Origin of the sequence: Lacrimispora sp., assembly GCF_032078915.1 — a bacterium.
GTDB lineage: Bacteria > Bacillota > Clostridia > Lachnospirales > Lachnospiraceae > Lacrimispora.
Window position 1 is genome coordinate 1 of the sequence record NZ_DAMAUN010000066.1, and the last position, 20,289, is coordinate 20,289.

Sequence of the window (20,289 nt, forward strand, 5' to 3'; positions counted from 1 at the left end):
GAAGCTGAGTGATGCGGAATATACCTGTGACAGGAATAAGGTGCTGTTTTATTTTACTGCGGATGGAAGAATCGATTTCAGGGAGCTTGTTAAGGATCTGGCTTCTGTTTTCAAGACCAGGATCGAGCTTCGCCAGGTAGGGGTCCGGGATGAGACAAAGATCGTGGGAGGGATCGGCATTTGCGGAAGAACCTTATGCTGCCATTCCTACCTTTCAGAATTCATACCTGTATCCATTAAGATGGCAAAAGAGCAGAATCTGTCTTTAAATCCCACCAAGATATCCGGTGTCTGCGGAAGGCTGATGTGCTGCTTAAAGAATGAAGAGGAAACCTATGAGGAGCTTAACAGCAAGCTTCCCAATGTAGGCGATTTTGTGACAACGGACGACGGACTTAAGGGAGAGGTTCATTCCGTAAGCGTTTTAAGGCAGCTGGTAAAGGTGGTTGTTACCATTAAGGATGAAAAAGAAATCCGGGAATACCGGGTGGATCAGCTGAAGTTCAAGCCAAGACGCCGTCGGGAGAAGGCCCAGGTAACGGATGAGGAGTTAAAGGTATTAGAGGCTCTTGAAAAGAAAGAAGGAAAGTCCAAGTTAGATGACAATTGATTTAAAAGAAAATGAACGTATAGATGATCTGCAGAGAAACGGATATCAGATCATACAGAACCGGGATGGGTTCTGCTTTGGTATGGATGCGGTCCTTCTTTCCGGATTTGCGCTGGTAAAGCAGGGGGAAAAGGCGGTAGATTTAGGGACAGGCACCGGGATCATCCCCCTCCTTTTAGAGGCTAAAAACCAGGGCCTCCATTATACCGGTCTGGAGATTCAGGACGCGATGGCGGAAATGGCCAGAAGGAGCGTGGCCTTAAATCATCTGGAAGAAAAAATATCCATTGTTACGGGAGATATAAAGGAAGCCAGCCGTTTATTTGGCGCGGCTTCCTTTGACGTAGTGACCTCTAATCCCCCGTATATGAACGATTCTCACGGCCTTAAGAATCCGGAACTGCCTAAGGCCATAGCCCGTCACGAGGTGTTATGCACCCTTCATGATGTAACAAGAGAAGCGGCAAGGCTTTTGCGACCTGGCGGGAGGTTTTACATGGTACACCGGCCTCACCGGCTGGTTGAAATTATAACGGCTTTAAAAAGCTGCGGATTGGAGCCAAAGCGGATGAAGATGGTTCATCCCTATGTGGACAGGGAAGCCAACATGGTTCTCATGGAAGCTGTGAGGGGTGGAAAATCCATGATCAAGGTGGAGGCCCCTGTTATTGTATATAAAGAACCAGGTGTGTATACGGATGAGATCTATACCATTTACGGGTATTGATGACGAAAAAGAGGAAACGGCTGGGAGCAGGAAAATTGGAAGAGAATAAAGGAAAGTTATTTTTGTGTGCAACGCCCATAGGAAATCTTGATGATATTACCCTGAGGGTATTAAATACGTTAAAGGAAGTGGATTTGATCGCGGCGGAAGATACCCGCCACAGCATCAAGCTTTTAAACCATTTTGAAATAAAGACACCCATGACAAGCTACCATGAGTATAATAAGGTGGATAAAGCCAGGTACTTAGTGGAGCAGATGAAGCAAGGAGTTCGGATTGCATTAATCACGGATGCAGGGACGCCGGGTATCTCGGATCCTGGGGAGGAACTGGTAAAGCAGTGCTATGAGGCAGGGATCGAGCTGACTTCTCTTCCCGGACCGGCGGCCTGTATTACGGCTCTCACTCTTTCCGGGCTTGGTACCAGACGTTTTTCCTTTGAAGCGTTTTTGCCCACAGATAAGAAGGAGAAGCAGTGGATTTTAGAGGAGCTTAAGGAAGAGACCAGGACCATGGTCATTTACGAAGCGCCTCACCGGCTTGTCAGAACCTTAAAGGAGCTTCATGAGGCTTTAGGAGATCGGAGGATCACTATTTGCAGGGAGCTTACGAAACGATATGAAACGGCGTTTCGGACAACCTTTTTAGAAGCCTTAAAGGCTTATGAAGAGGAAGATCCAAAGGGCGAGTGTGTCATCGTCATAGAAGGAAAGAGCATCAGGGAGAAAATAGAGGAAAGATCCATGGCTTCCCGGGAGATGTCCATGGAGGAACACATGGAGCTTTACGTGAGCCAGGGGATAGACCGGAAAGAAGCAATGCGCATGGTTGCAAAGGACAGGGGGATCAGCAAGAGAGAGGTTTATCAGTACCTGTTGAACCATGAATTGTAAAATTTCTCTTGACAATCAGCGTATCATTTTATAAAATTACTTTGATATTCAAAATATTTGATATATAAAACAATCCAACGCGGCATGGATCCCGCGATCTCCAAACGCCTTGCAGGCATACCTTTGCACCCGGTAAAGCGGGGGGAAACCTGTCCAGGAATCATGGACAGTGAAAAGGAAAGGAGAGGTGGGAGACATGGATGGGGGAATTTATGACAACAAGAATAATAGGAACAGGTTCAGCTGTCCCGGAGCAAGTGGTAACCAATGATGATCTGGCAGAGTTTGTGGATACCAGTGATGAGTGGATAAGGACCAGGACCGGAATAAAGGAAAGGCGGATCGCATCGGCGGAGTCGGGAACCTCTGATCTGGCCATACAGGCTGCTAAAGAGGCTTTAATAAATGCCGGTGTATCGGCAGATGAACTGGATATCATCATTTTAGCCACTTCTTCTGCGGACTGCTGTTTCCCCAGCGGCGCCTGTGAGGTACAGGCGGCAATCGGAGCTTACAGGGCCGCTGCTTTTGATTTAAGTGCGGCATGCTCCGGATTTGTTTATGCCTTAAATACGGTTCACGGGTTTTTTAAGGCCGGGATCTACCGGACCGGGCTCGTGATCGGGGCGGATACCTTAAGTAAGCTGATTGACTGGAATGACAGAGGTACCTGCGTACTGTTCGGGGATGGAGCCGGAGCGGCTGTCGTTCGGGCAGAAGAAAAGGGGATCCTTCACATGACTATGGGAGCGGATGGCACTAGAAGAAACGCTCTGGAATGCGGAGGGAGGACCACAGGAAACTTCCTCACAGGAAAGAAGCCGGAGCTTGGATATATGACCATGGACGGCCAGGAAGTGTTTAAATTTGCAGTCAAAACCGTACCGGAGTCCATTAAACAGGTAGTGGAAGAAAGCGGAACCGACATGGAAGAAATTAAATATTTTATTCTGCATCAGGCAAATTACCGGATTTTTGAATCCATCGCAAAGCGGTTGAAGATACCTATGGAAAAATTCCCTACCAATCTGGAACGGTTTGGAAATACATCGGGAGCAACCATACCGATCCTTTTGGATGAGATGAACCGGGAAGGAAAATTACAGCGGGGAGATAAACTTGTGCTTGCCGGCTTTGGAGCAGGATTAACCTGGGGAGCCACTCTTTTGGAGTGGTAATGATTTCAACTAATACTTTGAAACTCAAAGTAATAGAATAAAAAATAATAAAAAATGAAAATGAAAGAGGAGATTGAATGATGTTAGAGAAAATGCAGGAAATTATCGCAGAGCAGTTAAACGTGGAGGCAAGTAAAATTACCGCAGAATCCTCCTTCAAAGAGGACTTAGGAGCAGATTCCCTGGATTTATTTGAGCTTGTTATGGCTCTTGAGGATGAGTATTCTGTTGAAATCCCATCTGAGGATTTAGAGAAACTGACTACGGTTCAGCAGGTTATGGACTATTTAAAAGCGAAGGGCGTGGAAGCGTAATGAAAACCAGAATTACCGAACTTTTGGGAGTGGAACATCCGATTATCCAGGGCGGTATGGCCTGGGTGGCTGAGCATCATCTGGCGGCGGCCGTGTCGGAAGCCGGAGGTTTAGGCCTTATCGGCGGGGCAAATGCTCCCGGCGAGGTGGTACGGGCGGAGATCCGCAAGGCAAAGGAACTGACAGGGAAAACCATCGGCGTCAATGTCATGCTGTTAAGCCCTCACGCAGAGGATGTGGCAAAGGTAGTGGTGGAAGAAGGCATCAAGGTGGTGACCACCGGAGCCGGAAACCCGGAAAGATATATGGATATGTGGAAGGCAGCAGGAATCAAGGTGATTCCGGTGGTGGCTTCCGTGGCGCTGGCAAGGAGAATGGAGAAATACGGCGCAGATGCAGTCGTGGCAGAAGGCTGTGAATCAGGCGGCCATATCGGCGAACAGACGACCATGACGTTAGTTCCCCAGATCGTGGATGCAGTATCCATACCGGTGATCGCTGCCGGAGGCATCGGAGACGGACGGGGAATTGCTGCGGCATTTATGCTGGGAGCGGAAGCTGTCCAGGTCGGAACCAGGTTTGTAGTTGCAAAGGAATCCATTGTCCATGACAACTACAAGCAGCGGATCATTAAGGCAAAGGATATTGATTCAGCAGTAACCGGACGCAGCCATGGCCATCCCGTAAGGTCTTTGAGAAACCAGATGACCAGGGAGTATGCAAGACTGGAAGAGGAAGGCAAGTCCTTTGAAGAATTGGAATATATGACCCTTGGAACTTTAAGAAAAGCGGTTCAGGAGGGGGATATCACAAACGGCACGGTTATGGCCGGACAGATTGCAGGTATGATATCCAGGGAACAGACCTGCAAAGAAATGATTGATGAGATGATAGAACAGGCAGATCGATTGCTTGGCCGTTAAAGAGGAGTTTATTATCATGAGCAAGATTGCATTTATTTTCCCAGGCCAGGGTGCGCAGTACTGTGGTATGGGCCAGGATTTTTATGAGCAGACAAAGATTGGAAAAGAAACATATGATATGGCTTCCAGCCTGCTTGGTTTTGACCTACCGGAGCTTTGCTTTGAAAAGAATGACCGGCTGGATATTACGGAATATACTCAGGCAGCCATGGTGACCACCAGCATTGCCATGATGAGGGTGCTGGAAGCAGAAAAGGGCATAAGACCGCAGGTAACTGCCGGTTTAAGCCTGGGAGAATACTGTGCGCTTGCGGCTGCAGGCGTCATGAGCGATGCAGATGCCATCCGGACTGTCAGGCAGAGGGGAATCCTCATGCAGGAAGCGGTTCCTTATGGGATCGGGGCCATGGCGGCTATTCTGGCACTGGATGCCTTAACGATTGAAGAAGTATTAAGCGGTATGGAGGGAGTCCAGATCGCCAATTACAACTGCCCGGGGCAGATTGTAATATCAGGTAAAAAAGAGGCTGTGGAAGCAGCAAATGAAAAGCTTCTGGCAGCAGGTGCAAAACGGGCGCTGATGTTAAATGTAAGCGGACCTTTCCATTCCTCCATGCTCACCGGTGCGGGGGAGAAATTGGGAGAGGTGCTTAAGGGCGTGGAAATAAAAACCCCTCAGATTCCCTACGTGGCGAATGTGACAGCCCAGTATGTAACTGTCAGTGAAATGGTAAAGCCTTTGCTTAAGGAGCAGGTGTATTCTTCCGTGCGTTGGCAGCAGAGTGTGGAAACCCTGTTGGCAGACGGTGTGAATACCTTTATCGAAATCGGGCCGGGTAAGACATTGGCCGGATTCATTAAAAAGATTACGAAGGACGCAAGAGTCTTTAATATAGAGAAGCTGGAAGATATGGAGAAGTTGATCAATTTTTCCTAAAGGTGAATCGAACTCCCTTTTAAGGATATAGGAGGAAAAGAACGTGTTAGATGGTAAGATAGCAGTGGTGACCGGAGCAGCCAAAGGAATCGGAAGGGCAATTGCCGTAAAGCTGGCAGACCAGGGAGCAACCGTGATTATTAATTATAATGGTTCTGATTCCCAGGCCATGGAAGTGGTGAAGGAGATCGAAGAAAAGGGCGGTAAGGCAGAAGCCGTTCAGTGTAACGTAGCGGAATATGAAAGCGTGGGCGTATTATTAGAAGGTGTGATAAAGAAATACGGAAAGCTGGATATTCTTGTGAACAATGCAGGGATCACACGGGATAATCTGCTGATGAAGATGTCTGAGGAAGATTTTGATGCGGTGATCAATACCAATTTAAAGGGAGTATTCAACTGCATGAAGCACGTTGCCCGCCAGATGATCAAGCAAAAGAGCGGAAGGATCATAAATATTTCCTCTGTTTCCGGCGTCTTAGGCAATGCCGGGCAGGCAAATTACTGTGCAGCCAAGGCTGGTGTTATCGGTATCACCAAGTCTTTTGCCAGAGAGGCCGCAAGCAGAGGAATTACAGTAAATGCAATAGCCCCCGGATTTATCCAGACGGCTATGACAGAGGTTCTGCCGGAATCCGTTAAGGCAGCATCCTTAGAACAGATCCCGATGAAACGTTTTGGAGCAGTAGAAGATATTGCCGGAGTGGCAGCATTTTTGGCATCAGAGGAAGCTGGGTACATCACTGGTCAGGTGATCAGTGTGGATGGCGGAATGGCTATGTAAGCGAGGAGAGATGGTATGAAGAGAAGAGTGGTTGTAACCGGTATGGGCGCCATTACCCCAATCGGAAAAGATGTAGAGAGCTTTTGGAATGGCTTAAAGGAAAACAAGGTGGGGATCGGACCGATCACCCAGTTTGATACAACGGATTATAAAGCAAAACTGGCTGCCGAGGTAAAGGATTTCGATCCAAAGGATTATATGGATGTAAAGGCAGCGAAACGAATGGAACGCTTTGCCCAGTTTGCCGTGGCTGCCTCAAAGGAAGCCTTAGAGACGTCAGGCATTGACATGGAAAAGGAAGACCCTTACCGGGTCGGCGTCAGCGTTGGTTCAGGAATCGGAAGCTTACAGGCCCTGGAGAGGGAGAATAAAAAGCTTTTGGAAAGAGGACCGGGCAGGGTAAATCCCCTTCTGGTTCCCTTAATGATATCTAATATGGCGGCCGGTAATGTGGGAATCCAGTTCGGATTAAAAGGAAAATGCATCAATGTGGTAACGGCCTGTGCCACTGGAACCCAATCCATTGGGGAAGCCTTCCGTTCCATCCAGTACGGAGAAGCGGATGTCATGGTGGCGGGAGGGGCAGAAGCCAGCATCACCCCAATCGGCGTGGCAGGATTCACGGCTCTTACGGCTCTTACGACTGCCGATGATCCTCTTCGTGCCTCCATCCCATTTGACAAAGACAGAAGCGGCTTTGTTATGGGAGAAGGAGCAGGCGTGGTTATTTTAGAAGAACTGGAGCATGCGCTCTCCAGGAATGCGGTCATTTACGGTGAAGTAGTTGGTTACGGTTCGACCTGTGATGCATACCACATCACATCTCCTGCAGAGGATGGAAGCGGTGCGGCAAGAGCCATGACCGAGGCCATAAAGGATGCGGGAATTACTCCTGAGAATATTGATTATGTGAATGCCCATGGTACCAGCACTCATCACAATGATCTGTTTGAGACCCTGGCTATTAAGACTGCCTTAGGCGACCATGCAAAGGATGTAAAGATCAGCTCCACCAAGTCTATGGTGGGCCATCTTTTAGGCGCTGCAGGAGGAATTGAGTTCATTGCTTGTGTAAAATCCATCCGGGATGGCTTTGTCCATGCGACTGCCGGCCTTTTAGAAGAGGGAGAGGGCTGTGATCTGGATTATACCAAAGGGGAAGGGGTTGCCTGTGATGTGACATATGCCATCAGCAATTCCCTTGGATTCGGCGGACATAATGCCAGCATTCTTGTGAAGAAGTTTGAACAATAGGAGGCAGTCTATGGAGATTAATGATATTATCAGGCTGATGCAGGCTGTAAAAGAAAATGACTTAACCTGCTTTCGAATGGAAGAGGGAGATCTAACGCTTTCCATTAAGAAAGAAAAAGAAAGAGAAATCGTGACAATATCCGGAAGTCCTGTTGCTCAGACAGAATCGGCAGCAGGTGTTTTCGCCCAGCAGGCGGGGCCCGCGGTCTCTCCGGCCGGGAAACCGGTGGAAGCGGCAGGAAATGATATCTGTTCAGATAAGCTTGTATCCTCTCCTTTGGTGGGAACCTTTTATAATGCGTCGTCTCCTGAAAGTGAACCATTTATAAAGGTTGGAGATCCGGTTAAGAAGGGGCAGGTCTTAGGAATCATTGAAGCCATGAAGCTGATGAATGAGATTGAGTGTGAATTCGATGGCGTGGTGGAAGCCATTTTGATAGGTAACGAAGATGTGGTGGAGTACGGTCAGCCTCTGTTCCGTATCCGGTAAGCAGTTATGAAATCTAAGAGAGGCCCAGAGGCTGGGCCTCTCTTTTAAAAGCAGGAGGGCGCATGATGTTAGGTATTAAGGAGATTCAGGAGATCATTCCTCACAGACACCCGTTTTTACTGGTGGACTGCATCGAGGAGTTTGAGCCTGGTGTAAAAGCAGTTGGATATAAATGTGTGACTTATGATGAGCCCTATTTCCAGGGACATTTTCCAGCGGAACCGGTCATGCCGGGAGTTCTGATCATAGAGGCCCTGGCTCAGGTAGGCGCGGTGGCAATTTTAAGCCTGGAAGATAACAAGGGAAAAATTGCTTACTTTGGCGGCATTGACAAGGCAAAATTCAAGCACAAGGTCATTCCGGGAGAACGGCTTAAGCTGGAATGTGAGATCATTAAACGCAAAGGTCCTGTAGGTGTGGGAAAGGCCACCGCAACCGTAGACGGGAAGCTGGCGGCCAGTGCGGAACTGACATTTATGATTGGATAGGTGAGGCTCATGTTTGATAAGATTTTAATTGCCAACCGCGGAGAGATCGCGGTACGTATCATAAGGGCCTGCAGGGAAATGGGGATTAAAACGGTTGCCGTTTATTCAGAGGCGGACAGGGAGAGCCTTCACACCCTATTGGCTGATGAGGCGATCTGCATTGGTCCGGCCCCCTCGACCCAGAGCTACTTAAACATGGAGAGGATCCTCACGGCCACCGTAGCCATGAAAGCGGATGCCATTCATCCGGGCTTTGGCTTTCTATCGGAAAATACAAGGTTTGCGGAACTTTGTGAAAAATGTAACATCGCCTTTATCGGCCCTTCCGCAGCAGTGATAGGGAAGATGGGAAATAAATCTGAAGCCAGAAAGACCATGATGGAAGCAGGGGTCCCCGTGATCCCAGGCGGAAAGGAAGCAGTCCGCCGGGTGGAAGAGGCGAAAGCCATGGCGGAAAAGATTGGCTTTCCTGTTATGATCAAAGCTTCCTCAGGAGGCGGCGGAAAAGGTATGAGGATATCCAGAAGCCTGGAGGACTTTGAGGCTAATTTTAAGAATGCTCAAATGGAGTCAGTTAAGGGATTTTCCGATGATACCATGTATATTGAAAAATATATTGAAAAGCCAAGGCACATTGAATTTCAAATTATGGCGGATAAGTTTGGGAATGTAGTGCATCTGGGGGAACGTGACTGTTCCATTCAAAGGCGCCATCAAAAGGTGCTTGAAGAATCCCCGTCAGCAGCTATTTCTGAGGAGCTTAGGAACCGCATGGGAGAGATTGCGGTCCGCGCGGCCAAGGCTGTTGGATATGAGAATGCAGGAACCATTGAGTTCCTTTTGGATAAACATAAGAATTTTTATTTTATGGAAATGAACACCCGAATCCAGGTGGAGCATCCGGTGACGGAGATGGTGACCGGCTTAGATTTAATCAAGGAGCAGATCCGGATAGCGGCAGGAGAGCCATTAAGTGTAAGGCAGGAGGATGTAGCCATTACAGGCCATGCCATTGAATGCAGAGTCAATGCAGAAAATCCGGCGAAAAACTTCATGCCCTGTCCGGGCCTTATTAAAAATGTTCATGTGCCCGGAGGCAACGGAGTCCGCATTGATACTCACATTTACAACGAATATAAGGTTCCGGCCAATTATGATTCCATGTTAATGAAGATGATCGTCCACGGCAAAGACCGGGAGGAAGCCATCTTAAAGATGAGAAGTGCTCTTGGAGAACTGATCATCGAAGGGATTGAGACGAATGTGGATTTTCAGTTTGATATCCTGAGTCATGAAGCTTACCGGGATGGAGATGTGGATACGGATTTTATCCCCAAATATTTTCCGGATTATGTCCGGTAGGCAGGTAAAGGAGCAATCTTATGTTAAAAAGCATGTTTAAGAAAACCTATACATTAATAGACAGCAAATACAAGACTCCTGAAAAAGCAGAGGAACCGGGCATTCCGGAAGGGCTGTGGAGGAAGTGCAATAAATGCTGCCAGCCCATCTATGTGGAGGATGTGAGAAGCAATCATTTCATCTGCCCAAAATGCAAGGGATATTTCCGCCTTCATGCTTACCAGAGGATTGAAATGGCAGCGGATGAGGGGACCTTTGAGGAATGGGATAAGGAGATGGAATTTAAAAATCCCCTTGATTTTCCGGGCTATGAAAAGAAGGTCGCAGCAGCCAGGGAAAAAACCGGGCTTTCCGAAGCCATTGTCACCGGCTGCTGTGAAATAAACGGACAGAAGACAGTGATCGGAGTCTGCGATGCCCGTTTCATCATGAGCAGCATGGGCCATGTCATGGGGGAAAAGATTGCAAGAGCCGTAGAGCGGGCGACGAAGGAGAAGCTTCCGGTGATCATATTTGCATGTTCCGGCGGAGCAAGGATGCAGGAGGGGATCGTATCACTCATGCAGATGGCAAAGACTTCGGCAGCCTTAAAGCGCCATCACAAGGCAGGCCAGCTTTTTATCAGTGTCCTTACAGACCCTACCACAGGCGGGGTGACGGCCAGTTTTGCCATGCTGGGTGACATCATTCTGGCAGAGCCTTTTGCCCTGATCGGTTTTGCAGGCCCCCGGGTAATTGAACAGACCATAGGTCAGAAACTGCCGGAAGGATTCCAGAGAGCGGAATTTTTGCTTGAACATGGCTTCATTGATAAGATCGTACCCAGGGAAGAGATGAAGGAAACCCTGGCGGACATCTTAAGGCTCCACAATTCCCATCGTGTTCAGGGCGTTCCTGTGGATAACCGTAAAAAAGCGGAATCAAATGGTGGAAAAAAGAAGGTTCTCCGGCCCGGGAAGAATAAAAGGAGCGCCTGGGATACAGTATTGTTATCCAGAAGCTCGGACCGGCCGGTGGCATCGGATTACATTCATGCGCTGTTTGATGATTTTATAGAGTTTGCCGGGGATCGTTATTATAAAGATGACGGGGCAATTATAGGCGGGATCGCTTCCTTCCATGGAATTCCTGTTACGGTCATCGGACAGGAAAAAGGGAAGAATACAAAGGATAACATCAGGCGCAATTTTGGAATGCCATCACCCGATGGATACCGGAAGGCTCTGCGTCTGATGAAACAGGCGGAAGCCTTTGGCCGTCCGGTCATCTGCTTTGTGGATACGCCGGGAGCCTTCTGCGGCCTGGAGGCCGAGGAAAGGGGCCAGGGAGAGGCCATCGCCAGAAATTTATTTGAAATGGCAGATTTGACCGTGCCGGTTCTTTCCATTGTAATAGGAGAGGGCGGCAGCGGCGGTGCTCTTGCCTTGGCGGTTGGAAATGAAGTCTGGATGATGGAGAACTCCATTTATTCTATTCTCTCTCCCGAGGGTTTTGCTTCTATTTTATATAAGGACAGCAAAAAGGCAAATGACGCGGCCAGGGTCATGAAGATCACGGCCAGGGATTTAATGGAGTTAGGTCTCATAGAGCGGGTGATCTCAGAAGAAGAACCGGCCTGTGCAGATAATCTTGACCGAATTGCAGAAGAAATGGATAAGGCCATGGAAGAATTTTTTGCCTCTTACCTTACCATGACAAAGGAAGAACTTGCAGATCAAAGATATGAAAGATTTAGGAGAATGTAATGGGAAGATTAAAACCTTTGATAATAGGAGAGCTGGTGGCAAACCATCCGGTGATCCAGGGCGGTATGGGAGTAGGAATCAGCCTTTCTTCTTTAGCCGGAGCAGTGGCAAAGGCAGGAGGGATCGGAATCATTTCTACGGCTCAGATTGGTTTTCGGGAGCCGGATTTTAAGGAGAATCCATTGGAAGCAAATTTGCGGGCCATTGGACAGGAAATGAAAAAGGCAAGAGAAATTGCGCCGGAGGGCATCATAGGGTATAACATTATGGTTGCCACGAAAAGTTATGCCAGCTATGTGAAAAAGGCGGTAAAGGCCGGGGCGGATCTAATCATATCCGGAGCCGGGCTTCCTGTAAGCCTGCCGGAATATGTGGCAGAGGCAGCGGAAGAGGCCGGAGTTGCGTTAAAAACCAAGATAGCTCCCATTGTATCAACGGTAAAGTCTGCCATGGTTATCTGCAAGATGTGGGACCGTAAATACCATCAGGCGCCTGATCTGGTAGTAGTGGAAGGGCCTCTGGCGGGAGGACACCTGGGATTTTCCAGAGAGGATCTGGTAAACCTTGGGGTGGATACAGAGGATGTGGACAGCACCTATAAGCAGGCGGAATATGAAGAAGAAGTAAAAGGCATTATCCGGCTGGTCAAGGAATATGGAGATAAGTACAATAAGGTGATCCCGGTCGTGACCGCGGGAGGCATTTATTCCCACGAGGATGTCATGCACCAGCTCTCCCTCGGAGCCGACGGCGTCCAGGTGGCGACCCGGTTTGTGACCACCGAGGAATGCGATGCACCGGAAGCGTTTAAGCAGGCCTATCTTCATGCAAAGAAAGAAGATATCGTCATTACCAAAAGCCCGGTGGGAATGCCGGGAAGGGCTATTAAGAATCCTTTCTTAAAGGCAGTGGGAGAGACTCCTTTCCGTCTGGAGCATTGTTATCAATGTTTGGACAAATGCGACAGGAAGACCATTCCTTATTGTATTACGAAGGCTTTGGTGAATTCCGCAGAAGGGCGGACCGAGGAAGGGCTTGTCTTTTGCGGCAGCAAGGCTCATCTTGCAGCACGGATGGAAACGGTAGAAGAGGTTATGAAAGATCTGGTTGGTGAGAATTGATTCTCGTACGTGCAATGAACCAGGGTTAAGCTTGCCTGACTTTGGCGGCTGGTATATTTGATTAAAAGGGGCTGCAAAGCTGCCGGTTTGAAGAAACCGGGGGCCGCAGCCTTTTTTCCGGAGTAACAGGCAGATAAGACTCATTCACAAGTTGAAGTCTACTGGTGTACATTGGAAGAAATCTCCAATTTTAAGTGGTTGCGTGAAAATAGAGGTAGTGCTATAATGGGAAGGATAAAAAATTTTAAGAAGACTAAGAGAGAAATGGAGAGCTGTATGGAAAGCAAGAAAATCATTCAGGTGGAAGAGAAAGTGCCATTTAAGCTGCTGGTGCCTTTAAGTATCCAGCATATGTTCGCAATGTTTGGGGCATCGGTCCTGGTTCCTTTTATATTTGGAATCAACCCGGCAGTTGTACTGTTCATGAATGGAATGGGAACATTATTTTTTATTTTCATAACAAAGGGAAAAGCACCGGCATACCTTGGCTCCAGTTTTGCATTCCTGGCACCGGCAGGAATTGTTATCAGCAAATGGGGCTATAATTATGCCCTGGGCGGGTTTGTTGCCGTGGGGCTTTGCGGTTGTGTACTGGCACTGATTATTTATAAATTCGGTTCAGACTGGATTGATATCGTTCTTCCTCCGGCGGCTATGGGACCGGTTGTGGCGCTGATTGGACTTGAGCTTGCTGGAACAGCGGCAGCCAATGCAGGCCTGAAGGATGAAATGATTGATATGAGGAATGTCATTGTATTTCTGGTAACTCTGCTGACTGCGGTACTTGGTTCTGTGGTATTCAGAAAATTCTTATCTGTTATCCCCATACTGGTTGCAATTATTATAGGATATGTGACAGCACTTTTATGTGGTGTTGTAGATTTTAGTGAGGTCGGCACCGCAGCATGGTTGTCCTTGCCTAATTTTGCAGCACCGAAGTTTAAATGGGAAGCAATTGTCATTATTCTTCCAGTACTTCTGGTCGTTACTTCAGAACATATCGGTCATCAGATCGTAACCAGTAAAATAGTAGATAGAGATTTGATAAAGGATCCCGGACTGCATCGCTCTCTGCTGGGAGATTATATATCAACCACGCTTTCCGGCCTTGTTGGTTCTGTACCCACTACCACATATGGGGAAAATATCGGTGTTATGGCTATGACAAAGGTATACAGCGTCTATGTGATCGGGGGAGCGGCAGTTCTTTCTGTTGCCTGCTCTTTTATCGGAAAGATGACGACATTAATCAATACAATTCCAGGGCCGGTAATCGGGGGAATTTCCTTCTTACTGTATGGAATGATCGGAGCCTCAGGCATTCGCATTCTGGTTGATGCACAGGTAGATTATGGAAAATCCAGAAATATGGCCATGACCTCCGTTATCTTTGTAACAGGACTTTCCGGAGTTGCCGTAAAGTTTGGAAGCATCCAGTTATCAGGTATGGTTCTTGCATGTGTAGTAGGCATGCTGATGGGCCTGATGTTCTTTGTTCTGGACAAGCTGAATCTTACAAATGACAGGGATCATGCGTAAACGGAATGATTTAAGAACCGCGAAGCAACGAAATATCAGTTGCCTCGCGGTTTTTTTTTGCTCTGAATTTGTAATAAGGAAAACACATAAGGTCTTTTCAGAGGGAATAAGATGAATTAAGAAAGAACTGAAAGATGTTAAAAAGAGGAAAGAGCAATGCTGAATTATTTATGGGCCTTTATGATGCTGGTGGGAGTCCTTTGGGGGGCTTTCCATGGGAATTTAAACGGGGTGACAGATGGGGCTTTGACCTCTGCAAAGGATGCGGTTATGCTGTGCATCACCATGCTTGGAATCATGTCCTTTTGGAGCGGGATTATGGAGGTTGGACGGAAATCCGGGCTGATCGAACGGATGTCCCAGAAAATGAGTCCCATACTCCATTTCCTTTTTCCCCGGATCCCGGCTGACCATCCGTCGCTGGAATACATATCAACCAATATCATCGCCAATATCCTGGGGCTTGGCTGGGCCGCTACCCCGGCAGGACTTAAAGCCATGGAGGCCTTAAAGGAGCTGGAAGAGAAACGGCGAAAAGGAGAAGTATCCGGAAAGTATGTGGCAAGGCCAGTTCCTGAGGGAACTGCAAATAATGAGATGTGTACCTTTCTTATCATTAATATTTCTTCCCTGCAGTTAATACCGGTTAATATGATCGCTTACAGAAGCCAGTACGGCAGTCCCAATCCAATGGCTGTGGTGGGTCCGGCACTCTTTGCCACGTTCCTGTCTACGATTGTGGGGGTGGCTGCCTGCAAACTGCTGGACCGCTAGGTTACTCCTCATAGGGTTAGACAGCCAGCAGAAGGGAAAGGCAGGATGCACTGATAACGGTACATCTTGCCTTTCCCTTCTCTTGGCCAACTTGGCCCTGAGCAGTGGCTGCGTATTCAGACAAATAACCGGTACAATACGGAGCCGGCCGTTATGAATGCCCCTATGATGGATATCACTCGGTAAAGCTTAACGGATTCAAGGTCGTGCCTGTCTTTATGCATGTACACGATTCCTGCAATCAGCACACCTATTCCCACGGTTAAAAACAGAGCAAACAAAATTAATTCTTTCACTATTTTTTCCTCCATTTCAAAAGTAATGATGAATTGATAATAACGGCAACCGAACCTACATTATGAACAAGAGCGCCCACCACGGGACTTAGTATTCCGGTAATTGCCAGCGCGATCGCGGCAAAGTTGAGTATCATGGATGCCGCAAGATTCATGTTGATGGTGCGCATGGTTTTTTTAGATAACATCAGCAGGTGGGGGATTTCCCGTATATCATCACCGACAAGGGCAATATCCGCCGCTTCGATTGCAATATCGCTTCCTATGCCGCCCATTGCGATACCGACTTGGGCAGTCTTTAAGGCGGGGGCATCATTGATCCCGTCGCCAACCATGCAGACAAGCTCCCCATTTTCCTGAAATCGCCTGATTGCGTTCAGCTTATCTTCCGGCAGGCAATTGGATTGTATGTCACTAATTCCCGCGATTTTTGCTATGTGATCAGCAGCATGCGGTGAATCACCTGTAAGCAAAACAGTGTTTACACCAGCGGCTGCTATCCCTTTTATGACCTCGGCGGCATCGGGACGAATCGTATCGGAGAGTGCAATCAGACCAAACACATTCTCTTCATCCATAGCATAGATGATGGTACTTCCCTCAGATTTGAGGCATTCCCCGCTTTCCTGCAGGCTGTCAGGAATGGTGAGGCCATTGTCCTTTACAAGGGCTTCATTTCCGGCAAAAAACGGATGTCCGTCTACCAGAGCAGATACACCGCGCCCCGCCAAAAGCTGAAACGAATCCGGATCGGCAGGCAGCTTCCCGTATGTATCTTTATAGCTTGCCACAATCGCTTTTCCCAGTGGATGCTCCGACCTTAATTCCGAAGCTGCGGCAACCTGGAATAATTGTTCATCGGTCATCGTAGAAGAACAGCTTTGAACCTTTACGACGGATGGTTTCCCGTATGTAAGCGTCCCTGTTTTGTCAAAGGCGATACGCTTTACTTTTGCCAATCGTTCCAGGGCGTCTCCCTGACTGACAAGAATCCCGTATTTTGTGGCATTGCCGATGCCTGCCATGATTGCGGTGGGTGTGGCTAAAACCAACGCACAAGGGCAAAAAACAACTAAAATGGTAACGCTGCGAATCATCTCACCTGTTGCAAACCATGTAATTGCGGCGGCGGCAAGGGCGATAACCACAATCCATGTAGCCCATCGGTCTGCGATTCCAACAATTTTAGCTTTTCCAGCGTCCGCTGACTCTACAAGGTGAATCATGCGTTGCAGTGAACTATCCTCACCAACCTTTTGCGCCTGCATGTCGAAGGTTCCAAACTGATTGACGGTTCCACTCTTTACCTCATCGCCTTCCCCTTTGTCAACAGGGAGCGATTCTCCTGTCATCACAGACTGGTCAACGGAAGTTTGCCCTTTCATAATGATGCCGTCTACAGGAATTGTTTCGCCCGCCAATACACGCAGGACATCGTTAACCTTGACCTGCTGGGCGGGGAGGATGATTTCTTCGCCGTTCCGTACAACCCTTGCCGTGGCAGGAGTCAAATGCACAAGCTTTTCAATTCCAGCCCGGGCTTTGGCAACCGTCCGTTCTTCTAAAAACGCGCCGATTGTCATAATAAAGGCAACTTCGCCAGCCGCAAAGATTTCACCAATCATAACCGAAGCAATGAGGGCGATCGATACCAATACATCTGCCTTAATATCAAGCTCCGCAACAAGTCCGGTAATTGCGCCCTTCACGATGGGAATGCCGCAAAGCAGGAGGGCAGCCCATGCTGCATTAACGGGCAATGAACCAATGTCAAAGAAACTGACGATTAATGAAATAGCCGAAAGGCAGAGAAACAATATTGACCGCTTTTCGCTATCTTTAAAAAATGCTGACAAATACATCACTCCTTTTTATACTTATGGGGGTATAGGTATATACAACAAGAGTATACCCCCATAGGTATACTCTTGTCAATAAAAAAGCAACCGAAATTCGGTTGCTGATTCTCAGATACATATTCTTTTAGCTCATACGGGAAAAGTGCTCAATAGCCTTTGCAAATTCTTCTATGGTTTTATCGGCGTCCCCATGTTCGATCCCTTCTCTTACACAATGATTTAAGTGTCCTTCCAGAATCACTTGTCCGACCTTATGCAAAGCGCCTTTAGCCGCATTGACCTGAATGAGTATATCCTCACATGAAATGTCCTCGTCTATCATTTTATCGATCGCCTTGATTTGACCCATGATTTTATTTAACCGACGATGCAGATTATCTGCATCCATACACTGGCGCATTCTTTCACCTCCTTATACCTATAGGGGCATAAAAAAAGAATATCATACTTGGCCCGCTACGTCAATCCAATGGCATTGTGACCTTACAAATGAACAGGATATTTCCGCATGATGAAACAGCCGTGGACATATCGGCCGAAAGAAGAAAAATAAATTGACCCGGAATGAACGCGTTTCAAAGCTTTCATTCCGGGCCGCTTGTTTTATGTATGCTGCAATTTCTAAATTTTCCTCATAGTGCAGAAGCCTCTTGTATATTGGCTATATAGGGATGCCAGACCGTACCAGAAGTCTGTTTAACCGTTCCGTTAAGGTATGACCACTATTTCTTGCTGCTCCACTACATCTCCGGTAATGCCAAACGCTTTCAACACTGGTACATCTTCTGCCAGGGAGAGGATCAAATAGCTGGCAAAAGGATCATAGGCCAACCGGATATCCTCTTTTGAGGGTCTGGCTGGAGTAGATGGGTGAGAATGGAAATTCCCAAGGGGGAGCCAACCGTTCGCACGCATATCCTTGATCGCGGAGAGATGCTCTTTGGGCTCAATGGAGAAATGCTCCGGGCTTTGGTCGGGATTGGAAAGCAGATAGACCTTTTGAATCGTCTTAATTTCGCCTTCCATAGTACCTGCAATCAAGCCGCAGGCTTCGTTGGGAAGACCTTCCCTGGCATGCTCCACAATTAATTTAATATCATTCTTTTTTATTGTAAGCTTCATTTTAAATCACACACCGCCTGTTCATAATCAAAGGGAGCCAAAATAGAGGGAGATTCTCCGCATACCTCGCAGCCCGAGCACTTTGGAAGCTTGATTTTACGAAATGTCATGGACAGCGCATCATAGGTCAGGAGTGCGCCGGTCAGGAGTTCCCCCTTACCAATGATATATTTGATCGCTTCCATTGCCTGAAGAGAACCGATGACTCCGCCCATCGTACCAATCACACCGGCCTGTCTGCAGGTGGGAACTGCATCCGGTGGAGGCGGATTCTTAAAAACACAGCGATAGCAGGGGCCCTGCCCCGGTACATAGGTCATCAGCTGCCCTTTGAACCGGATGATGCCGGCATGGGAAAAAGGCTTTTTCGCCAGTACACAGGCATCATTTATCAGAAACTTAGCGGGGAAATTATCGGTTCCATCGATGATAAAATCATAATCGGCAATCAGATCCATAACATTGTCTGCCGTCACAAACGTACGGTAGGTTTTGACTGTCACGTCAGGGTTGATGGCCAGGATGCTTTCTTTGGCTGACTGTACTTTGGCTTTGCCCACATCGGGAGTGCTGTGGATGACCTGCCGCTGAAGGTTGGAAAGATCCACCTCGTCAGCATCGGCGACCCCGATGGTTCCCACACCCGCAGCGGCTAAGTACAGCGCACAAGGAGCGCCCAGACCGCCGGCTCCGATGATCAGCACCTTGGAATCCAGAAGCTTTTTTTGTCCCTTTACACCGACCTCGGAGAGGAGGATGTGCCGGGAATACCGTTCCAATTGCTCATTGGTAAATGCCATCTCTCTGCCCTCCCCCCATAAAGTATAAAAACTCCACGCTGGCGCCGTCGTGCAGTCGTGTTTCACCGAAAGCATCTCCGGAAATAAACTCATCGTCAACAGATACAGTGGCATATTGGGGTGTTTCTATCTGCTCTATTTCAATCAGCTGTGCCACAGTCAGGCCGTCAGGGTATTCTTTTCTGTTTCCTGCTACAGTTAGTATCATTTCGTTTCCTCCAAAATTTAGTCGATATGCTAAGGGAAGATAGTTGCTGACATCGATCCTGCAGATTTTATATCAGCTATTCTCCAGCCTTTCGCACGATCAGATTATAGGTTCCGTCTTCATTATCTGTCAGGCGCAGAATTTGATGTCCCTCTTCCTTTACACTGCGGGGAACATTTTGCACCGGTTCGCCGTCGTTTAAACGAATGGACAGGATCTGTCCTTCGTCTAACTCCTCAAGTGCCACTTTTACTTTGACAAAGGTGACCGGACAGACAACGTCTGTGATGTCCAGTTTCTCATTTATATCAAAATCAGCCATTATAAGCAGCCTCCATTTCACGTTTAAATTCGTCCCAGCCAGTGCGTTCAATGGCAACCCGGAATCGCTCGCTGGGTTTTGCGTTCCTGTTGAAAAAATCAAGTGCCGCATCGGTTACACGGAATAAGGTTTCCTTGTCGCGGATGATGGGCAAAAATTGTTGTCCCCTGGCAATTAAGTTGCCGAAGGTCCCCCCAAAGGAAACCAGATATCCCGGCTCACCTTTCCATGCGTCAAAGGGACAGGATTTGGCGCAGCGGCCGCAGTTGCTGCATTTATCACGATCCAGGAGAATTTTGCCGTCTGCTTGGGTGAGAGCGCCTTCCCGGCAGGCTTTGGTACATACGCCGCATAGGGTGCAAGCCTCTTGAATCCATTCCACTGTATAGCCGCCCTTTACGCCCAGATCATTTTCTTCCGCCTTGAGGCAGTTGTTCATGCAGCCGGTCACCCCAAACTTGAATTTATGAGGCAGTTCCCGTCCAAAATAGCGTTCGGAAAGTTCTACCGCAAGAGGATAAGTATCAATGCAGCCGGATGGGC

At 48.0% G+C, this 20,289-nt stretch carries 24 protein-coding genes; 16 read left to right on the top strand and 8 right to left on the bottom strand.

Going from position 1 to position 20,289, the window contains the following annotated elements; all coding sequences use genetic code 11:
• From RT269_RS21285 to RT269_RS21360, 16 genes are all read left to right on the top strand, one after another.
• On the top strand, nucleotides 1–610 hold a 610-nt coding region (locus RT269_RS21285; protein ID WP_313185625.1), incomplete at its 5' end, for a PSP1 domain-containing protein.
• Nucleotides 600–1,337: a tRNA1(Val) (adenine(37)-N6)-methyltransferase gene (locus RT269_RS21290; RefSeq protein ID WP_313185627.1), complete on the top strand. Its 738-nt coding sequence runs from the start codon at nucleotides 600–602 to the stop codon at nucleotides 1,335–1,337. The genes RT269_RS21285 and RT269_RS21290, both read left to right, overlap by 11 nt.
• Entirely contained in the window at nucleotides 1,337–2,230 is an 894-nt protein-coding gene (gene rsmI / locus RT269_RS21295; protein ID WP_442913834.1) for a 16S rRNA (cytidine(1402)-2'-O)-methyltransferase, read from the top strand. Before RT269_RS21290 ends, rsmI begins: the two co-directional genes overlap by 1 nt.
• A gap of 212 nt (nucleotides 2,231–2,442) precedes the next feature.
• On the top strand, nucleotides 2,443–3,408 hold the full coding sequence (locus tag RT269_RS21300) for a beta-ketoacyl-ACP synthase III (RefSeq protein ID WP_313185629.1): 966 nt from the start codon (nucleotides 2,443–2,445) through the stop codon (nucleotides 3,406–3,408).
• 80 nt (nucleotides 3,409–3,488) lie between these two features.
• Nucleotides 3,489–3,722, top strand: a complete 234-nt coding sequence (gene acpP / locus RT269_RS21305; RefSeq protein WP_025230682.1) for an acyl carrier protein — start codon at nucleotides 3,489–3,491, stop codon at nucleotides 3,720–3,722.
• On the top strand, nucleotides 3,722–4,645 hold the full coding sequence (gene fabK, locus RT269_RS21310; protein ID WP_313185631.1) for an enoyl-[acyl-carrier-protein] reductase FabK: 924 nt from the start codon (nucleotides 3,722–3,724) through the stop codon (nucleotides 4,643–4,645). The genes acpP and fabK overlap by 1 nt, the downstream gene beginning before the upstream one ends.
• A 16-nt stretch (nucleotides 4,646–4,661) precedes the next feature.
• Nucleotides 4,662–5,582, top strand: coding sequence for an ACP S-malonyltransferase (fabD, locus tag RT269_RS21315; RefSeq protein WP_313185633.1), 921 nt, complete (start codon nucleotides 4,662–4,664; stop codon nucleotides 5,580–5,582).
• 43 nt (nucleotides 5,583–5,625) lie between these two features.
• On the top strand, nucleotides 5,626–6,366 hold the full coding sequence (gene fabG, locus RT269_RS21320) for a 3-oxoacyl-[acyl-carrier-protein] reductase (RefSeq protein WP_313185635.1): 741 nt from the start codon (nucleotides 5,626–5,628) through the stop codon (nucleotides 6,364–6,366).
• A 15-nt stretch (nucleotides 6,367–6,381) separates the two neighbouring features.
• Nucleotides 6,382–7,620 (top strand): beta-ketoacyl-ACP synthase II, encoded by a 1,239-nt coding sequence (fabF, locus tag RT269_RS21325; RefSeq protein WP_313185636.1) that lies wholly within the window; start codon nucleotides 6,382–6,384, stop codon nucleotides 7,618–7,620.
• Nucleotides 7,621–7,630: 10 nt separating this feature from the next.
• Nucleotides 7,631–8,110, top strand: coding sequence for an acetyl-CoA carboxylase biotin carboxyl carrier protein (gene accB, locus RT269_RS21330; protein WP_313185638.1), 480 nt, complete (start codon nucleotides 7,631–7,633; stop codon nucleotides 8,108–8,110).
• A 62-nt stretch (nucleotides 8,111–8,172) separates the two neighbouring features.
• Entirely contained in the window at nucleotides 8,173–8,598 is a 426-nt protein-coding gene (gene fabZ, locus RT269_RS21335) for a 3-hydroxyacyl-ACP dehydratase FabZ (RefSeq protein ID WP_313185640.1), read from the top strand.
• Nucleotides 8,599–8,607: 9 nt separating this feature from the next.
• Nucleotides 8,608–9,960 (top strand): acetyl-CoA carboxylase biotin carboxylase subunit, encoded by a 1,353-nt coding sequence (locus RT269_RS21340; RefSeq protein ID WP_313185642.1) that lies wholly within the window; start codon nucleotides 8,608–8,610, stop codon nucleotides 9,958–9,960.
• 20 nt (nucleotides 9,961–9,980) lie between these two features.
• On the top strand, nucleotides 9,981–11,705 hold the full coding sequence (locus RT269_RS21345; RefSeq protein WP_313185644.1) for an acetyl-CoA carboxylase carboxyltransferase subunit alpha: 1,725 nt from the start codon (nucleotides 9,981–9,983) through the stop codon (nucleotides 11,703–11,705).
• On the top strand, nucleotides 11,705–12,826 hold the full coding sequence (locus tag RT269_RS21350; protein WP_313185646.1) for an NAD(P)H-dependent flavin oxidoreductase: 1,122 nt from the start codon (nucleotides 11,705–11,707) through the stop codon (nucleotides 12,824–12,826). The genes RT269_RS21345 and RT269_RS21350 overlap by 1 nt, the downstream gene beginning before the upstream one ends.
• A gap of 276 nt (nucleotides 12,827–13,102) precedes the next feature.
• Nucleotides 13,103–14,365, top strand: coding sequence for a uracil permease (gene uraA / locus RT269_RS21355; RefSeq protein ID WP_313185647.1), 1,263 nt, complete (start codon nucleotides 13,103–13,105; stop codon nucleotides 14,363–14,365).
• A gap of 156 nt (nucleotides 14,366–14,521) precedes the next feature.
• A complete protein-coding gene (locus tag RT269_RS21360) occupies nucleotides 14,522–15,139 on the top strand; it encodes a nucleoside recognition domain-containing protein (RefSeq protein WP_313185649.1) in 618 nt (205 codons plus the stop codon).
• Nucleotides 15,140–15,255: 116 nt separating this feature from the next.
• Here RT269_RS21360 and RT269_RS21365 read toward each other — a convergent pair whose 3' ends face one another.
• The 8 genes from RT269_RS21365 to RT269_RS21400 all read right to left on the bottom strand — a co-directional run.
• A complete protein-coding gene (locus RT269_RS21365; protein WP_313185651.1) occupies nucleotides 15,256–15,435 on the bottom strand; it encodes a hypothetical protein in 180 nt (59 codons plus the stop codon).
• Nucleotides 15,435–17,297 carry a cation-translocating P-type ATPase gene (locus tag RT269_RS21370; RefSeq protein ID WP_313185653.1) on the bottom strand — a complete coding sequence of 621 codons (1,863 nt, stop codon included), beginning with the start codon at nucleotides 17,295–17,297 and terminating at the stop codon, nucleotides 15,435–15,437. The genes RT269_RS21365 and RT269_RS21370 overlap by 1 nt, the downstream gene beginning before the upstream one ends.
• 121 nt (nucleotides 17,298–17,418) lie before the next feature.
• On the bottom strand, nucleotides 17,419–17,694 hold the full coding sequence (locus RT269_RS21375; protein WP_312445424.1) for a metal-sensing transcriptional repressor: 276 nt from the start codon (nucleotides 17,692–17,694) through the stop codon (nucleotides 17,419–17,421).
• A 308-nt stretch (nucleotides 17,695–18,002) separates the two neighbouring features.
• Nucleotides 18,003–18,416: a M67 family metallopeptidase gene (locus RT269_RS21380; RefSeq protein ID WP_313185655.1), complete on the bottom strand. Its 414-nt coding sequence runs from the start codon at nucleotides 18,414–18,416 to the stop codon at nucleotides 18,003–18,005.
• Nucleotides 18,413–19,216, bottom strand: a complete 804-nt coding sequence (locus RT269_RS21385; RefSeq protein WP_313185657.1) for a HesA/MoeB/ThiF family protein — start codon at nucleotides 19,214–19,216, stop codon at nucleotides 18,413–18,415. The genes RT269_RS21380 and RT269_RS21385 overlap by 4 nt, the downstream gene beginning before the upstream one ends.
• A complete protein-coding gene (gene thiS, locus RT269_RS21390; protein WP_313185659.1) occupies nucleotides 19,200–19,424 on the bottom strand; it encodes a sulfur carrier protein ThiS in 225 nt (74 codons plus the stop codon). Before thiS ends, RT269_RS21385 begins: the two co-directional genes overlap by 17 nt.
• Nucleotides 19,425–19,500: 76 nt before the next feature.
• Nucleotides 19,501–19,746, bottom strand: coding sequence for a sulfurtransferase TusA family protein (locus RT269_RS21395; protein WP_313185661.1), 246 nt, complete (start codon nucleotides 19,744–19,746; stop codon nucleotides 19,501–19,503).
• Nucleotides 19,739–20,289 (bottom strand): 4Fe-4S binding protein (locus RT269_RS21400; protein ID WP_313185662.1); only part of this gene is annotated, 551 nt, incomplete at its 5' end. The genes RT269_RS21400 and RT269_RS21395, both read right to left, overlap by 8 nt.

What these genes read in the sequence shown, in the direction of transcription:
- RT269_RS21290 (WP_313185627.1), top strand. Translation starts at nt 600, where the DNA reads ATGACAATTGATTTAAAAGAAAATGAACGTATAGATGATCTGCAGAGA.
- rsmI (WP_442913834.1), top strand. Translation starts at nt 1,337, where the DNA reads ATGACGAAAAAGAGGAAACGGCTGGGAGCAGGAAAATTGGAAGAGAAT.
- RT269_RS21300 (WP_313185629.1), top strand. Translation starts at nt 2,443, where the DNA reads ATGACAACAAGAATAATAGGAACAGGTTCAGCTGTCCCGGAGCAAGTG.
- acpP (WP_025230682.1), top strand. Translation starts at nt 3,489, where the DNA reads ATGTTAGAGAAAATGCAGGAAATTATCGCAGAGCAGTTAAACGTGGAG.
- fabK (WP_313185631.1), top strand. Translation starts at nt 3,722, where the DNA reads ATGAAAACCAGAATTACCGAACTTTTGGGAGTGGAACATCCGATTATC.
- fabD (WP_313185633.1), top strand. Translation starts at nt 4,662, where the DNA reads ATGAGCAAGATTGCATTTATTTTCCCAGGCCAGGGTGCGCAGTACTGT.
- fabF (WP_313185636.1), top strand. Translation starts at nt 6,382, where the DNA reads ATGAAGAGAAGAGTGGTTGTAACCGGTATGGGCGCCATTACCCCAATC.
- accB (WP_313185638.1), top strand. Translation starts at nt 7,631, where the DNA reads ATGGAGATTAATGATATTATCAGGCTGATGCAGGCTGTAAAAGAAAAT.
- fabZ (WP_313185640.1), top strand. Translation starts at nt 8,173, where the DNA reads ATGATGTTAGGTATTAAGGAGATTCAGGAGATCATTCCTCACAGACAC.
- RT269_RS21340 (WP_313185642.1), top strand. Translation starts at nt 8,608, where the DNA reads ATGTTTGATAAGATTTTAATTGCCAACCGCGGAGAGATCGCGGTACGT.
- RT269_RS21345 (WP_313185644.1), top strand. Translation starts at nt 9,981, where the DNA reads ATGTTAAAAAGCATGTTTAAGAAAACCTATACATTAATAGACAGCAAA.
- RT269_RS21350 (WP_313185646.1), top strand. Translation starts at nt 11,705, where the DNA reads ATGGGAAGATTAAAACCTTTGATAATAGGAGAGCTGGTGGCAAACCAT.
- uraA (WP_313185647.1), top strand. Translation starts at nt 13,103, where the DNA reads ATGGAAAGCAAGAAAATCATTCAGGTGGAAGAGAAAGTGCCATTTAAG.
- RT269_RS21360 (WP_313185649.1), top strand. Translation starts at nt 14,522, where the DNA reads ATGCTGAATTATTTATGGGCCTTTATGATGCTGGTGGGAGTCCTTTGG.
- RT269_RS21370 (WP_313185653.1), bottom strand. Translation starts at nt 17,297, where the DNA reads ATGTATTTGTCAGCATTTTTTAAAGATAGCGAAAAGCGGTCAATATTG.
- RT269_RS21375 (WP_312445424.1), bottom strand. Translation starts at nt 17,694, where the DNA reads ATGCGCCAGTGTATGGATGCAGATAATCTGCATCGTCGGTTAAATAAA.
- RT269_RS21380 (WP_313185655.1), bottom strand. Translation starts at nt 18,416, where the DNA reads ATGAAGCTTACAATAAAAAAGAATGATATTAAATTAATTGTGGAGCAT.
- RT269_RS21385 (WP_313185657.1), bottom strand. Translation starts at nt 19,216, where the DNA reads ATGGCATTTACCAATGAGCAATTGGAACGGTATTCCCGGCACATCCTC.
- thiS (WP_313185659.1), bottom strand. Translation starts at nt 19,424, where the DNA reads ATGATACTAACTGTAGCAGGAAACAGAAAAGAATACCCTGACGGCCTG.
- RT269_RS21395 (WP_313185661.1), bottom strand. Translation starts at nt 19,746, where the DNA reads ATGGCTGATTTTGATATAAATGAGAAACTGGACATCACAGACGTTGTC.